This window comes from Roseovarius sp. CH_XMU1461, from assembly GCF_037027165.1.
Lineage (GTDB): Bacteria > Pseudomonadota > Alphaproteobacteria > Rhodobacterales > Rhodobacteraceae > Roseovarius > Roseovarius nubinhibens.
Genome location: NZ_JAYMDV010000003.1, coordinates 21,962 through 35,104 on the forward strand (window position 1 = coordinate 21,962; position 13,143 = coordinate 35,104).

General features: G+C 65.2%; 14 protein-coding genes. 4 read left to right on the top strand and 10 right to left on the bottom strand.

The features are described 5' to 3' along the window. From hflK to ypfJ, 6 genes are all read right to left on the bottom strand, one after another. Positions 1 to 1,146, bottom strand: coding sequence for an FtsH protease activity modulator HflK (gene hflK / locus WA237_RS09340; protein ID WP_009814437.1), 1,146 nt, complete (start codon positions 1,144 to 1,146; stop codon positions 1 to 3). 82 nt (positions 1,147 to 1,228) lie between these two features. Continuing rightward, complete coding sequence (gene gor / locus WA237_RS09345; protein ID WP_336097490.1) at positions 1,229 to 2,584, bottom strand: glutathione-disulfide reductase; 1,356 nt, start codon at positions 2,582 to 2,584, stop codon at positions 1,229 to 1,231. Positions 2,585 to 2,680: 96 nt separating this feature from the next. Next, positions 2,681 to 3,469, bottom strand: coding sequence for a ribose-5-phosphate isomerase RpiA (rpiA, locus tag WA237_RS09350; RefSeq protein WP_009814435.1), 789 nt, complete (start codon positions 3,467 to 3,469; stop codon positions 2,681 to 2,683). Positions 3,470 to 3,644: 175 nt separating this feature from the next. Beyond that, positions 3,645 to 3,767: a hypothetical protein gene (locus tag WA237_RS09355; RefSeq protein ID WP_336097491.1), complete on the bottom strand. Its 123-nt coding sequence runs from the start codon at positions 3,765 to 3,767 to the stop codon at positions 3,645 to 3,647. Between the two features lie 53 nt (positions 3,768 to 3,820). Beyond that, on the bottom strand, positions 3,821 to 4,306 hold the full coding sequence (locus WA237_RS09360; RefSeq protein ID WP_336097492.1) for a phosphatase domain-containing protein: 486 nt from the start codon (positions 4,304 to 4,306) through the stop codon (positions 3,821 to 3,823). A gap of 7 nt (positions 4,307 to 4,313) precedes the next feature. After that, on the bottom strand, positions 4,314 to 5,153 hold the full coding sequence (gene ypfJ / locus WA237_RS09365) for a KPN_02809 family neutral zinc metallopeptidase (protein WP_336097493.1): 840 nt from the start codon (positions 5,151 to 5,153) through the stop codon (positions 4,314 to 4,316). 172 nt (positions 5,154 to 5,325) lie between these two features. Here ypfJ and WA237_RS09370 point away from each other — a divergent pair, with 172 nt between their 5' ends. The 3 genes from WA237_RS09370 (at position 5,326) to WA237_RS09380 (ending at position 8,180) form a co-directional block, all read left to right on the top strand. Next, positions 5,326 to 5,703: a DUF202 domain-containing protein gene (locus tag WA237_RS09370; RefSeq protein ID WP_336097494.1), complete on the top strand. Its 378-nt coding sequence runs from the start codon at positions 5,326 to 5,328 to the stop codon at positions 5,701 to 5,703. A 137-nt stretch (positions 5,704 to 5,840) separates the two neighbouring features. After that, positions 5,841 to 7,715 (top strand): DNA polymerase III subunit gamma/tau, encoded by a 1,875-nt coding sequence (locus tag WA237_RS09375; protein WP_336097495.1) that lies wholly within the window; start codon positions 5,841 to 5,843, stop codon positions 7,713 to 7,715. A gap of 120 nt (positions 7,716 to 7,835) precedes the next feature. After that, positions 7,836 to 8,180 (top strand): YbaB/EbfC family nucleoid-associated protein, encoded by a 345-nt coding sequence (locus tag WA237_RS09380; RefSeq protein ID WP_009814429.1) that lies wholly within the window; start codon positions 7,836 to 7,838, stop codon positions 8,178 to 8,180. Between the two features lie 74 nt (positions 8,181 to 8,254). Here WA237_RS09380 and WA237_RS09385 read toward each other — a convergent pair whose 3' ends face one another. From WA237_RS09385 to WA237_RS09395, 3 genes are read right to left on the bottom strand one after another with little or no spacing between them, the layout of a single operon-like run. Next, a complete protein-coding gene (locus tag WA237_RS09385) occupies positions 8,255 to 8,356 on the bottom strand; it encodes a DUF2474 domain-containing protein (protein ID WP_336097497.1) in 102 nt (33 codons plus the stop codon). Continuing rightward, a complete protein-coding gene (gene cydB, locus WA237_RS09390; RefSeq protein ID WP_336097498.1) occupies positions 8,356 to 9,360 on the bottom strand; it encodes a cytochrome d ubiquinol oxidase subunit II in 1,005 nt (334 codons plus the stop codon). The genes WA237_RS09385 and cydB overlap by 1 nt, the downstream gene beginning before the upstream one ends. An 11-nt stretch (positions 9,361 to 9,371) precedes the next feature. Further along, on the bottom strand, positions 9,372 to 10,781 hold the full coding sequence (locus WA237_RS09395; protein WP_009814426.1) for a cytochrome ubiquinol oxidase subunit I: 1,410 nt from the start codon (positions 10,779 to 10,781) through the stop codon (positions 9,372 to 9,374). A gap of 453 nt (positions 10,782 to 11,234) precedes the next feature. Between WA237_RS09395 and recR the strand changes: the two genes are divergently transcribed. Next, positions 11,235 to 11,828, top strand: coding sequence for a recombination mediator RecR (recR, locus tag WA237_RS09400; RefSeq protein ID WP_009814425.1), 594 nt, complete (start codon positions 11,235 to 11,237; stop codon positions 11,826 to 11,828). An 81-nt stretch (positions 11,829 to 11,909) separates the two neighbouring features. Here the strand turns inward: recR and WA237_RS09405 are convergent, their stop codons facing one another. Next, the gene (locus WA237_RS09405; protein ID WP_009814424.1) at positions 11,910 to 13,088 is read right to left on the bottom strand and encodes a type III PLP-dependent enzyme; all 1,179 of its coding nucleotides are present in this window, start codon (positions 13,086 to 13,088) and stop codon (positions 11,910 to 11,912) included. Positions 13,089 to 13,143 lie beyond the last annotated feature (55 nt).

The following is a 13,143-nucleotide window of genomic DNA, read 5'->3' on the forward strand; positions in this document are numbered from 1 at the left end:
TCATTCACCTCCCGAGCGACGCAGCTCGTTCAGGGGCAGATAAGGCACGACACCGCTGCCCCCCTCCGATGTTTCGTCCAGGATAATCTTGTCCATCCCGCCGAGAACATCTTCCATCGCTTCGAGATAGAGACGCTTGCGGGTCACGTTCGGGGCCTTCTCATATTCGCCCAGAACCGCCGAGAACCGGCTCGCCTCACCCTCGGCCTCGTTGACCACACGGGCGCGATAGCCCTCGGCCACCTCGAGCGTCTGCGCCGCTTCACCGCGCGCCTCGGCCAAAACCTTCGCCGCATAGGCATCGGCCTGTTTCTCGAGACGGTCACGCTCCTGCGCCGCGGCCTGAACGTCGCGGAAGGCGTCGATCACCTGCTCCGGCGGGTCCGCCTTGTCAAAGTTGACCCGGATGATGCTCACACCGCTGTCATAGCTGTCGAGCGTCAGCTGGATCAGATCCTGCAGCCGGTCGGCAATCGATTCACGGTCCCGGTTGAGGATCGGGGCCAGCTCGGATTGCGCGATGATCTCGCGCATGGCGCTTTCGCTCACCGCGCGGATCGTCGCCTGCGGATCCTGCAGGTTGAACAGGTATTTCGCCGGGTCGTTGATGTTCCAGACCACCTGGAAATCGATCTCGACGATGTTCTCGTCGCCGGTGAGCATCAGATTGGCTTCGCTGCCGCGCGGGCCGACGCCAATGTTTTCGCTCTGCTCGCGGGTCACCGCGATCACCTCTGCGGTGACCAGGGGCCAAGGCGCAAAGTTGAGACCGGGACCGGTCGTGTTGCTGTATTCCCCGAGGAAGAGCTCGACGCCCTGCTCTTCGGGTTTCACCGTGTAAAAGCTGGAAAAGGCCCAGAGCCCGATCACCGCCAGAACACCAAGGCCCACGGTGCCGCGCGAAAAGCCGGGGCCGCCTGCGCCGCCCCGGGGGCCGCGCGTGCCATTGCCGCCGCCTTTGCCGCCCATGAGGACGCGCAGCTGATCCTGACCCTTGCGAACCAGATCGTCGATCTCGGGCAACCCGCCACCTTCAGGGGGCTTGCGGCCGCCGCCATTGTTGCCGCCGCCTCCGCCGTTGTTGCCGCGGTTGCCACCGCCGCCCGATTGTCCGCCGCCCCATGGGCCGCCAGAATGTCCAGCCATCAAAAACCTTCCTTTTTCATCCACTCGCCCTGCTCTACGCTGTCCCGGGCGCTCTTCATACCTGTATATGACCGCGCGAAAATCAAGCGCGGCGCACGGGTTCCTTCATGGTCACCAGTTCCTCGGACATGGTCGGATGCACCGCCACGGTCCGGTCGAAATCTTCCTTGGTCGCGCCCATCTTGACGGCGATCCCGACCATCTGGATCAGCTCGCCCGCCCCCGGTGCCACGATGTGACAGCCGAGAACCTTGCGATTGGCACGGCTCACGATGAGCTTCATGAGCACGCGTTCCTCTTGCCCGGCAAAGCTCTCGCGCATCGGTTTGAACGAGGTCGCATAGACTTCGATCTCTTCTTTCTCACGCGCCTCTTCCTCGCTGAGCCCCACGGTGCCCATCTCGGGCTGGGTGAAGATCGCGGTCGGGATGAGCTCGTGATCGACCGGCGTCGGGTTGCCCTTGAACACGGTCTCGACAAAGGCCATGCCCTCGCGGATCGCCACCGGCGTGAGGTTCACCCGGTCGGTCACATCGCCGATCGCATAGATCGACGGCACCGCGGTCTGGCTATACTCATCGACCTTCACCTCGCCCCCCCGGCCAAGCTCGACCCCAAGCTCCTCGAGGCCGAGCCCCTCGGTGTTGGGCGCCCGCCCGGTGGCGAAAAGCACCTTGTCAAAAATCTTCTCGCTGCCATTGGTGGCCTTGGTCCAGATGCCGCCATCGCGCGGCTCCAGCTCGAGGATATTGGTGCCGAGATGCAGATCGACGCCGCCCCGGATCATCTCTTCGGCCACCAGCCCGCGCGCCTCGTCGTCAAAGCCGCGCAGCACCTGCGCACCGCGATAATACTGCGTGACCTGCACGCCCATCCCGTTGAGAATACCGGCAAATTCGCAGGCGATATAGCCGCCGCCGATGATCAGGATCGATTTCGGCAGCTCTTCGAGATGGAAAATGTCGTTGCTGGTGATGCCATGTTCGGCGCCGGGCATATCCGGTTTGACGGGCCGCCCGCCGGTCGCCACCAGAATATGCTTGGCGGTCTTTTCCTCACCGGTCGAAAGCCGCACCGTATGGGCATCCTTGACCGTGGCGCGCACATCATAGGTCTCGACCCCGTTCGAGCCGAGGATCTTGCGATAGACGCCCTCGAGCCGGTCCAGCTCGGCATGAAGCTTGCTGCGGAACGCGCCCCAGTCAAAGCCGCCGGCATGGACGGTCCAGCCATATTCTGCCGCCTGTTTGATCGCGCCGGGAAATTCGCTCGCATAGACCATGAGCTTTTTCGGGACACAGCCGCGGATGACGCAGGTGCCGCCATAGCGGTCTTCTTCGGCCAGCGCGACCTTGGCCCCGGTCTGGGCCGCCACGCGCGCCGCGCGCACACCGCCCGAACCGCCACCGATCACGAACAGGTCATAGTCGAAACTCATCATCTTCCTCCCAAGGCCCGGCCCCTCGGCCCGGCGCAGTCGCTTGTCTCATCCGGACCCTAGCCGCTTTGCCAAGGCACGCCAACCGGCGCGGGCTCAGTCCGACAGGTCCGAGAACAGATTGTCGCTTTCCACGAAATCGAGCCGGTCCTGGCGCACCGTGCCGTCATTGATGTCCCGCACTTCCACGCGGCCATCGCCATAGCCCACGCAGACAATGTCACAGATATCAATGAATAGCCCGTTTTCAACGACCCCCGGCACTTGATTGAGCACCATCGACAATTGCCGCGGGTTGCCGATCCGGCCCAGGTGCAGGTCGAGAATGTGATTGCCCTCATCGGTCACATAGGGCCGGTCGCCGCTCATCCGCAGCGTCACGTCGCGGCCCAGCACATCCATCGAGACCAGCATTTCCTCGACCAGCGCCCGGGTCGTCTGCCAGCCAAAGGGGATCACTTCGATGGGCAGCGGGAAATGCCCGAGGCTTTCGACCTCCTTGCCGACATCGGCGATCACGATCATCTGGTCGCTGGCGGTGGCCACGATCTTTTCTTGCAACAGCGCGCCGCCGCCGCCCTTGATCAGGTTCAGCTCGCCATCGAACTCATCCGCCCCGTCAATCGTCAGGTCGAGCCATTTGGCCTCGTCGAGGCTGACCACGTCGATGCCCAGCTCCTGCGCCAGCGCGGCGGTCCGGGTCGAGGTCGGCACGCCCTTGATGCGCAGCCCGTCCTCGCGCACCATTTCGCCAAGGCACCGCACCATCCAGGCCGCCGTGCTGCCAGTGCCGAGCCCGACGCGCATGCCGTCCTCGACATATTCCACCGCCTTCTTCGCGGCGACGAATTTGGCCTGATCGATGGGCGACAATTCCCCTGACATGATGACGACTCCCCAAATGTCTCGCCGGAGTTATAGGCGAGACATCCGCGCCGTGCGAGGGGCTTTCGCCCGGTTCCGCCCGGTTCTGCCCGGTAGGCGGGGGGCAAAGCCGCGACAAACGGCCCCCATCGGCCCTATCGCCGCCCGGCGCGCCGCGCCGGGGCCGGTCCATCGCTCACGGAGAGGACCAGCCGCGATAGGCCACCTCCGGTCGGCCCGCCTCCCAGATGGCGGCCAGCGCCACCACCGGCAGCGAGAGCAGCAAGAGCAGGCTGAACATTCTCAAGTTGATCCGCATGGGTGCCTCCATTCCAGTGGCTCCCAGGATGGCTGATTCCGGTAAAATCGCGGTTAACCGTGCTTACCCGTGGCCCAGTTCATCTGCCCCGGCGTCTCGACCGCCTCGGGCTGCACCGCCCGCAACCGCTTGAGTGCCGCCACCGGCCGCTCGCCCCCCGCGATCATCAGCCGCAGCGCGATCATCCCCGACCGGCCCCGCCCGGCGCGGCAATGGATGAGCACCCGCCCGCCGCCGCGCAGCGCCGCCAGCGCCCGCGCCTCGATCTCGCCCCAGGTCTTGGTGTCGATCTCGCCGGGCACGCCGTAATCCTCGATCGGAAAATGCAGCCAGCGCGCGCCCTGTTCGACGAACCGCGCGCCCAGATCGGCACAGCCCAGCGCCGCCATTTCCGCGCTTGGCGTCAGGCTGATCACCAGCGCCGGCTTCCAGTCGCGGATATGCGCCATATCGGCGTCGAACTCGCCGTCGCCGCCGGGACAGGGGCAGATCGCGACGATCCCGCCCGCCACCTGCAACGCCTTGATGACCACGCTCATCGCCGGGTCAGAGCCGATCGGCCCCGAACGTGTCGCAGGCCTGCATCCGGCCACTGCGATAGCCCTTGGTGAACCAGCCCGACCGCTGCTCGGACGTGCCATGGGTAAAGGTATGGGGCTGCGGCACCCGCCCGGCGCTGCGCTGCAAATGATCATCGCCGATCATCCGCGCCGCATTCAGCGCCTCGTCGATATCGCCGGGCTCCAGCAGCCCGCCCACCGCCTGCGCCCAGACCCCGCTCAGGCAATCGGCCTGCAGTTCGAGCCGCACGGTGAGCGCATTGGCCCGCGCTTCGCCACTGGCTTGCCGCGCCTCATTGACCTGCCCCAGAATGCCAAGCTCGTTTTGCACATGATGCGCCACCTCATGGGCGATCACATAGGCGGCGGCAAAATCGCCCCCCGCCCCGAGCCGCTGCGCCAGCGTGGCGAAAAACGCCGTGTCGAGATAGGCCTTGCGATCCGCCGGGCAATAGAACGGCCCGGTCGCCCCCGAGGCGCCGCCACAGGGGCTCTGCGTCACCCCGGAATAGAGCACCAGAACCGGCGGGCGATACTCTTGGCCAAGCTGCTCGCGAAAGAGATCGGCCCAGACCTCCTCGGTGGTGGCCAGCACCTTCGAGGTGAACTCGGCCGCGCGTTCCTCTTCCGCCGTCGGCGCGCGCCCCGATTGGCTCTGGGCGTAAGGGTCCTGCCCCTGCAAGAGCGGCGTCACATCGATCCCCGCGAAATAGCCGATGGCGAGCACCACCAGAAGACCGACACCGCCGATCCCGGCCTTGGCGCCGCCCCCGCTGCGGCGGCGATCCTCGATATTCCGGCTGCCCCGGATATTTCTCAAACGCATGTGACCCCCCAAGGTCTGACAGAGATACGCCGTCACGATACGCCCGCGCGGGCCCATCACCAACCAAAAGATGGGGCAACCCGCGCCCCGGTCAAACCGCCCTGCGCGCCCCGCCTCTGGACCCCGCGCGCAAACGCGCCATTATCTACGGCACCTCACAAGGCATCGGATCATGGCCCGCGACGACGACATCTCCAACACGGACAAGGCCACCTTGCGCACCAACTGGGCCGAGGATCGCACCATCATGGCCAATGAGCGCACGTTCAATTCCTGGATGGGCACCGGGCTCGGCTCGGTCGGCGTGGCCATCGCGCTCAAGGCGGTGTTCGGCGATTTCGATCCCACCTGGGCCGCGAAACTCGTGGCGACGCTCTTTTTGCTCACCGCCATCGTGATCTTCTGGGCGGCACGACGGCAAGCGCATAAGACGCTCGACCGGCTGTCGGAAAACGACGCCTGTTCGATGCCGACCAAGAATTTCACCCTGATCACCTCGGTGATGACGGTGGCGACACTGGCCACCGGCGCGGTGCTCTGGGGGCTCTGACCGCCCCCGCCAGCTCACAGGCCAGCCCCCCGCCCAGCTCCCCGTCCTGCGTCCCGACCGAGACCCCCATGGACCAACCGCCGCGCAGGTCTTAACTTGGGGGGCGATCCATTCACGAATCCCGTCAGGACATCTTCATGCAGGATACCGCCAGCGGCGCCTATCAGGTCCTCGCCCGGAAATACCGGCCCGAAACCTTTGCCGATCTCGTCGGCCAGGACGCCATGGTGCGCACCCTGAAAAACGCGTTTCAGGCGGACCGCATCGCGCAGGCCTTTATCATGACGGGCATCCGCGGCACCGGCAAAACCACCACCGCGCGGATCATCGCCAAGGGGATGAACTGCATCGGCCCCGACGGCAATGGCGGCCCGACGACCGAGCCTTGCGGCCAATGCGAACATTGCACCGCCATCATGGAAGGCCGCCATGTCGATGTGCTCGAAATGGACGCCGCCTCGCGCACCGGGGTCGGCGACATCCGTGAAATCATCGACAGCGTCGCCTATCGCGCCGCCTCGGCCCGCTACAAGATCTACATCATCGACGAAGTTCACATGCTCTCGACCAGCGCCTTCAACGCGCTGCTCAAAACGCTCGAAGAGCCGCCCGAACATGTGAAATTCATCTTCGCCACCACCGAGATCCGCAAGGTGCCGGTCACCGTTCTGTCGCGCTGTCAACGCTTCGATCTGCGCCGCATCGAACCCGAGGTGATGATCGCCCTGCTGCGCCGCATCGCCGATTCCGAGACTGCCCAGATTTCCGACGACGCGCTGGCGCTGATCACCCGCGCCGCCGAAGGCTCTGCCCGCGACGCCACCTCGCTTCTCGATCAGGCGATCTCGCATGGGGCCGGCGAAACCACCGCCGAACAGGTGCGCGCCATGCTCGGCCTCGCCGACCGGGGCCGGGTGCTCGATCTCTTCGATCTGATCCTCAAGGGCGACGCCGCCGGCGCGCTCACCGAGATCAGCACGCAATATGCCGACGGGGCCGACCCGCTGGCGGTGCTGCGCGATCTGGCCGAGGTCACCCATTGGGTGTCGGTGGTCAAGATCACCCCCGAGGCCGCCGAAGACCCGACCATCGGCCCCGATGAACGCGCCCGCGGTCAGCAGATGGCCGAGGCGCTGCCGATGCGGGTGCTGACCCGGATGTGGCAGATGCTGCTCAAGGCGCTCGAAGAGGTCGCCGCCGCGCCCAACACGATGATGGCTGCCGAAATGGCGGTGATCCGGCTCACCCATGTCGCCGATCTGCCAAGCCCCGAGGACCTGCTGCGCAAACTGCAATCGACGCCACAGCCCCCGGCACCCGGTCCCAATTCTGGCCCCGGCCCCAATGGCCCCGGCGCAGGCGCGCCCTCTGGCGGCACTCAGGGCAGCGCTCAGGGCAGCACTCAGGGCAGCGCTCAGGCCTCCTCCGGCGCACCGTCGTCTTACCGACAGGATACCGACGCCATGCCGACAGGCGGATCCGGCTATGCGCCCACCGCCTCCGGCTCGGGTTCTGGTTCGGGCTCCGGCTCTGGCGGCGCCCAGACCGCCACCGCGCTCGCCGCCGATCAGGCCCTCTCCCGCTACCCGAGTTTCGAGCATGTGATCGAACTCATCCGCGCCAACCGCGATGTGAAACTGCTGGTCGAGGTGGAAAACTGCCTCCGCCTCGCCGCCTACCGCCCCGGCCGGATCGAATTCGCCCCCACCGAAGACGCCGCCCCCGATCTCGCCCAGAAACTCGGCTCCGCCCTGCAACGCTGGACCGGCAACCGCTGGGCGGTGACCGTGGTCGCCGAGGGCGGCGATGAAACCATCGCCGAGAAACGCGACGCCGCCCGGCTCGCGCTCGAGGCTGAGGCCAAGAAACACGCGCTGGTTCAGGCGGTTATCGCCAATTTCCCAAGCGCCAAGATCCTCGACATCCGCACCCCCGACGCCATCGCCCAAGAGGTGCAGGCCGACGCCCTCCCCGAGGTCGACGAGGAATGGGATCCGTTCGAAGACGACTGAGCCGCCCATGCCACGATCCGCGCATCGCAGCGCCCGGTACGCCCCGCCCTTGTCCCGGGCGGCGCGGACCCGTATCTAGAGCCCAAGCACGCAATTCAGCAAAACCAGCGGAGACAGCACATGTTCAAGGGATTGGGCCAGATGGGCGATATGGCCAAGATGATGAAGGCCGCCCAGGAAATGCAGCAGAAAATGGCCAATCTGCAGGAAGAAATGCACAGCATGACCGTCACCGGCGAAAGCGGTGCCGGTCTGGTCAAGGCCGTCGCCACCTGCAAGGGCGAGCTCAAATCGCTCGACATCGACCCGTCGATTTTCAACACCGATGACAAGGAAGTGGTCGAAGACCTGATCCTCGCCGCGATCAAGGACGCGCAGGGCAAGGCCAGCGACAAGGCGCAGGAGGAAATGGGCAAGCTGACCGAAGGCATGGGCCTGCCCAAGGACATGAAGCTCCCCTTCTAATCGCCTGATCCGACAGGATGAAGGCCGGGCGCCCCTCGCGGCCCCGGCCTTTTTCTTGCGCGCCGTTCAGGTGCTCAGAGAAAGAGCTTGATCACAAAGGCCAAGAGCCCCACCGCCGCGACCCCCGCCAGCCAGAGCGCCACGAACCACGCCCCCTTGCGCAGCCGCGCGCCCATCAGTGATAGCCCTCTTCCGGGTCGACCTTGCCGCGAAACACCCAATAGGCATAGGCGGTATAGCCAAGGATCAGCGGCACCAGAACCACCGCCCCCACAAGGGCAAAGCCAAGGCTCACATCCGGCGCGGCGGCCTGCCAGATGGTGACGCTCGGCGGCACCATCATCGGGTAGAAACTGATCCCGATGCCGATGAAACTCACCACGAAAATCCCCAGCGCCGCAAAGAACGGCTCGTGATCCTTCTCGGCCTTGAGCGAGGCAAAGAACCGCCATGTCAGCACCAGCATCAGCAGCGGCACCACCATGGTCCAGAGGCTTCCGGGCAGGTTGAACCAGCGTTGCAGATAGACCGGGTCCTGAAACGGCGTCATCAGGCTCACCACCCCGATGAGGCCAAGCGTCGCCGCCCCGAGATAGACGGCAAAGCCGCGCATCTGCGCCTGCACCTCGCCCGCCGTCTTCATCACCAGCCAGGCCGCCCCCAAGAGCGCATAGCCCACCACCACCGCCACACCGGTGAGGATCGAAAACGGTGTCAGCCAATCGAACCAGCCGCCCGCATAGGCGCGTTCGCTGACCTCGATCCCCTGCACCAACGCCCCGAGCGCGATCCCCTGACAGAAGGCCGCGATGGTCGAGCCGCCAAAGAATGCCGCGTCCCAGACCTTGCGCCAGCGCGTCGTGCGCCAGCGGTATTCAAAGGACACGCCGCGAAACACCAGCGCCAGCAGCATGAGGATGATCGGCATATAAAGCGCCGGCATGATGATCGCATAAGCCAAGGGAAACACGGCGAAAAGCCCCCCGCCCCCGAGCACCAGCCAGGTCTCGTTGCCATCCCAGACCGGCGCCACCGAATTCATCATCACATCGCGGTCCCGGTCGCTCTTGGCAAAGGGAAAGAGGATGCCAAGCCCAAGGTCAAACCCATCGAGAATGACATAGGTGAGCACCGAAAAGGCGATGAGACCGGCCCAGATGAACGCAAGATCGAATTCCATGTCGCTGCTCCTTAATCCAGAACCGAGGTGTCATGGGACACCTGCTGGGTTGGGGTGATCCCGGCGGCCCGCACCGGCCCGTCGCGCAGACCGAGATGCCGCGTCGCGGCCGGTTTGTTCATCATCCGCAGGATGTAATAGGTGCCCGCCCCGAAGACGAAGAAATAGACCACCACAAAGGCGATGAGCGACGCGGCCACCGCCGGCGCTTCCACCGGCGCAATCGAATCCGAGGTGCGCAACAGCCCATAGACCGTCCAGGGCTGCCGCCCGACCTCCGTCGTCACCCAGCCCGCCAGCACCGCGACAAAGCCGCTCGGCCCCATCATCAGCGCCGCCCGGTGCAGCCAGCGATCCTCATAGAGCCGCCCCCGCGCCCGCCGCCACAGCGCCCAGAGCCCGACCCCGAGCATGGCAAAGCCGAGGCCGACCATCACCCGAAAGCTCCAGAAGACAATCGCAATGGGCGGCTCTTCATCATCGGGCACGGTGTCGAGCCCGGCCAGCGGCGCGTTCAGATCATGCTTGAGGATGAGCGAGCTGAGCTTGGGGATTTCCACCGCGTAATCAATGCGCTTCTCCTCCACATTGGGGATGCCAAAGAGGATGAGCGGCGCGCCATGATCATGGCTGTCGAAATGCCCCTCCATCGCCATCACCTTGACCGGCTGATGTTCGAGCGTGTTGAGCCCGTGCTGATCCCCCGCGAGGATCTGCAAGGGCGTCACGATCACCGCCATCCACATCGCCATGGAAAACATCCGCCGCGCCTCGGCATCGCTGCGGTCGCGCAAAAGATGCAGCGCCCCCACCGCCGCCACGACAAAGGCCGTGGTCAGGTACGCCGCCAGCACCATATGCACCAGCCGATAGGGGAAGGACGGGTTGAACACCACCTTCCACCAATCCTCGGGGATGAACTGGCCCACCTCATTCATGCCATAGCCCGCCGGCGTCTGCATCCAGCTGTTGACCGACAGGATCCAGGTGGCCGACATCAACGTGCCAAAGGCCACCATGAAGGTCGCCAGCATATGGAGCTTGTCACCCACCCGCTCGCGGCCAAAGAGCATGATGCCCAGAAACCCCGCCTCGAGGAAAAAGGCCGACAGCACCTCATAGGCCATCAGCGGCCCGATCACCGGCCCGGCCTTGTCGGAGAACACCGACCAATTGGTGCCGAATTGATAGGACATCACGATGCCCGACACGACGCCCATGCCAAAGGCCACGGCAAAGATCTTTTTCCAATAGGTGAAGAGCCGCAGATAGGTCTCGTCCCGGGTCCGAAGCCAGAGCCCGTTGAGCACCGCCAGATAGCTGGCAAGCCCGATGGAAAAGGCCGGGAAAATGATGTGAAAAGATACGGTAAAGGCGAATTGAAACCGCGCCAGCAGCTCCGCGGAAGCTCCGTCAAACATCTCTGCTCTCCTCGTCGCCACGCGTCACCCGTGCGGCTCTACACAAAATACTGCCCCGCCTGCGAAGGGCTCGGGTACCGGCGGTTGCGGCCAAATGGGCCGCCCCGACATGACTGGGGTACATGGGCATGATACGCTCCTGCGGCTGCTTCCGTACATCCCCCGCAGATCATCCGCGGCGGACCTGTTGCCCAGACGTTGCCACAGCACGCGCCGCAGCCCGATGGCACCAAAGGTCGCGCCCTGCGCGCGCCCGCGCCGAAACCCTTTGTTTTCAGGGATGTAGCACGCGCGCCCCGCGTCACCGTGCCGCGTTTCGACGCGCCGGACCGGGCCCAGCACAGGCAGGACCGGCGCGAGACAACCGGGCACTTCTTCGGCCAAATCCCCGGTTCATCTCCTCCCCGCGATAGGGTAAAACGGCCCGACCCACCCCTGCAAAGGCTTGCGCAGATGAGCAGCACCAAGGATATCGACGCGCTGATCGACATGATGGCCAAGCTGCCCGGCCTCGGGCCGCGCTCGGCCCGCCGCGCCGTGCTGCATCTCATCCGCAAGCGCGAGCACAAGCTGCGCCCGCTCGCCGATCTGATGCAGATCGTCGCCGCCACCGCCCGCGAATGCGACCGCTGCGGCAATGTCGGCACCACCGACATCTGCGACATCTGCCGCGATGACCGCCGCGCCACCGGGCTTCTCTGCGTGGTCGAAGATGTGGCCGATCTCTGGGCGATGGAACGCGCCGGCGCCTTCAAGGGGCGCTACCATGTGCTCGGCGGCACGCTCTCGGCGCTCGATCAGGTGGGCCCGGACGAGCTGCGCATTCCCGGCCTCGTCGCGCGTCTCGCCGAGGAGAACATCACCGAGGTGATCCTCGCGCTCAACGCCACCGTAGACGGTCAGACCACCGCCCATTACATCGCTGATCAGATCGAGGACCGGGTGACGCTCACCTCGCTCGCCAAGGGCGTGCCCATCGGCGGCGAGCTCGACTATCTCGACGATGGCACGATCACCGCCGCGCTCTCGGCGCGCAAGGCCTTCTAGGCCGCTAGCCTTACCCCCAAAAGAGGTAAAGCCGCCTGCCCCTCCCGTGGCAGACGGCCCTTTCCCGCGCGGGTCGGTGGCTCAGAGAACCACGACCTCGAGCGGCGGAAACCCGTTGAAGCCCACAGAGGAATAGCTGCTGGTGTAGGCGCCACAGTTGCGGATCATCACCCGATCCCCCGATTGCAGCGAGAGCGGCAGCTGGATGGGCCGTTTCTCATAGAGAATATCGGCACTGTCACAGGACGGACCGGCCAGAACACAGGGCCCGGTTTCCTCGCCATCGCGCAGCGTGTCGATCTTATAGCGGATCGCCTCGCCCGCGCATTCCGCGAGACCCGAGAACATGCCGATGTCGAGATAGACCCAGCGGTGCAGATCGTCCGGCGACTTGCGCGAGACAAGCATCACTTCGGCGGCGATATGCCCGGCTTCGGCGACAAGGCCACGCCCCGGCTCTGCCATCACATACTCGGGCTGACCGAACCGCGCGCGCACCGCCTCCATCACCTCGGCGGCATAGGCCTGCGGGCCCTGCACGCTCTGGTCGTAATGGGCCGGGAAGCCGCCCCCGAGGTTCAGCACACGCATGTCATGACCGGCGGCACGGGCGGCATGCCACAGCTCGGCCACCTGATCGAGCACCGGCAGCCAGTGACGCGCTTCCTTGGTCTGGCTTCCGACATGGAAGGACAGGCCCACGATATCCACGTCGAGACCGCGCGCATAATCCATCAGCTCGGCCATCGCGCCCGGCGCACAGCCGAACTTGCGGCTCAGCGGCCAGTCGGCATTCTCGTTCTCGACGATCACCCGCAGATAGACCTTGGCGCCCGGCGCGTGCTGGGCAATCTTTTCCAGCTCGGCGTCGCTGTCAGCCGAGAAAAGCTCGACCCCCACCGATTGGGCAAAGGCGATGTCCGAGGGACGTTTGACCGTGTTGCCAAAGGAAATATCCGACCCCTTGGCGCCCTGCGACAGGCAGAGCTCGATCTCGCCACGGCTCGCCGCGTCGAACCGCGCGCCGCGCTGCACCAGCATGGCGATGATTTCCGGGGCCGGGTTTGCCTTGACCGCATAGTGAATGCGCGCCTCACCCAGACCTTCGGCCAGGGCGTCATATTGCTGCGCGATACGACCACGGTCGACGACAAGCGTCGGACGGTCAAACCGGGTCACAGCGATATGGGCTGCTGCTGCGTCGATTCGGATGGCTTCGCCGGCGCCAAAGGCGCCATTCATGGTAGCGGTCATGGTCATCTCCAGAATAGACCTGCCCAATCCCGGGCGTGGATCACAAAAAGGAAACGTTACC

Bases quoted from the DNA above. Each gene is read 5' to 3' on its own strand.
- WA237_RS09370 (WP_336097494.1), top strand. From the start codon at position 5,326: ATGGCCCGCGACGACGACATCTCCAACACGGACAAGGCCACCTTGCGC.
- WA237_RS09385 (WP_336097497.1), bottom strand. From the start codon at position 8,356: ATGGGCGCGCGGCTGCGCAAGGGGGCGTGGTTCGTGGCGCTCTGGCTG.
- WA237_RS09360 (WP_336097492.1), bottom strand. From the start codon at position 4,306: ATGAGCGTGGTCATCAAGGCGTTGCAGGTGGCGGGCGGGATCGTCGCG.
- cydB (WP_336097498.1), bottom strand. From the start codon at position 9,360: ATGGAATTCGATCTTGCGTTCATCTGGGCCGGTCTCATCGCCTTTTCG.
- WA237_RS09375 (WP_336097495.1), top strand. From the start codon at position 5,841: ATGCAGGATACCGCCAGCGGCGCCTATCAGGTCCTCGCCCGGAAATAC.
- gor (WP_336097490.1), bottom strand. From the start codon at position 2,584: ATGAGTTTCGACTATGACCTGTTCGTGATCGGTGGCGGTTCGGGCGGT.
- WA237_RS09355 (WP_336097491.1), bottom strand. From the start codon at position 3,767: ATGCGGATCAACTTGAGAATGTTCAGCCTGCTCTTGCTGCTCTCGCTG.
- WA237_RS09380 (WP_009814429.1), top strand. From the start codon at position 7,836: ATGTTCAAGGGATTGGGCCAGATGGGCGATATGGCCAAGATGATGAAG.
- ypfJ (WP_336097493.1), bottom strand. From the start codon at position 5,153: ATGCGTTTGAGAAATATCCGGGGCAGCCGGAATATCGAGGATCGCCGC.
- WA237_RS09395 (WP_009814426.1), bottom strand. From the start codon at position 10,781: ATGTTTGACGGAGCTTCCGCGGAGCTGCTGGCGCGGTTTCAATTCGCC.
- rpiA (WP_009814435.1), bottom strand. From the start codon at position 3,469: ATGTCAGGGGAATTGTCGCCCATCGATCAGGCCAAATTCGTCGCCGCG.
- WA237_RS09405 (WP_009814424.1), bottom strand. From the start codon at position 13,088: ATGACCATGACCGCTACCATGAATGGCGCCTTTGGCGCCGGCGAAGCC.
- hflK (WP_009814437.1), bottom strand. From the start codon at position 1,146: ATGGCTGGACATTCTGGCGGCCCATGGGGCGGCGGACAATCGGGCGGC.
- recR (WP_009814425.1), top strand. From the start codon at position 11,235: ATGAGCAGCACCAAGGATATCGACGCGCTGATCGACATGATGGCCAAG.